Source organism: Craterilacuibacter sp. RT1T (assembly GCF_023502145.1).
Classification (GTDB): domain Bacteria; phylum Pseudomonadota; class Gammaproteobacteria; order Burkholderiales; family Chromobacteriaceae; genus Craterilacuibacter.
Genome location: NZ_JAMFLI010000036.1, coordinates 1 through 396 on the forward strand (window position 1 = coordinate 1; position 396 = coordinate 396).

Annotated in this window: 1 protein-coding gene; it reads right to left on the reverse strand. The window is 61.9% G+C overall.

Features of this window, described 5'->3' with window-relative positions:
- Nucleotides 1-7 precede the first annotated feature (7 nt).
- On the reverse strand, nt 8-396 hold a 389-nt coding region (locus tag M3P88_RS15840; protein WP_283773255.1), incomplete at its 5' end, for an IS4 family transposase.

A 396-nucleotide genomic window follows, 5' to 3' on the forward strand; every position in this document is an offset into this window, starting at 1 on the left:
CATTCCGTTACCCATAAGTCCCCTGGAACCGCATCCCGAGAACGCAGGCTGCTATTTTCTGCAGCCCGTTCCATATCGCTTTGACGCCGGGTTCGCCATCTCCTTTGCGGCCAAGGAAGCCGCCCTGTCGGGCAATCATGCGCACCGCCTCACGCAGGGTGGGCGTTTGCTGCGGAACCGGCTTGCGCGCCAAGATCCACGCCGCCTGCCACTCCTCCCGCGATAGCAGGAGTTCGGCATCCCAGTCCGGGCAGGCTCTGCCTAGTCTCATCAACTGTCCGATGCGCCAGGACACCACCAGGTACAGCGCCAGCGCGCGCTCAATGCGCTCCATACTCGCCAGTTGCAAGGATTCGACACGGCAGCCGCTCTTCAGCGTATTGAAGAAGATCTCGA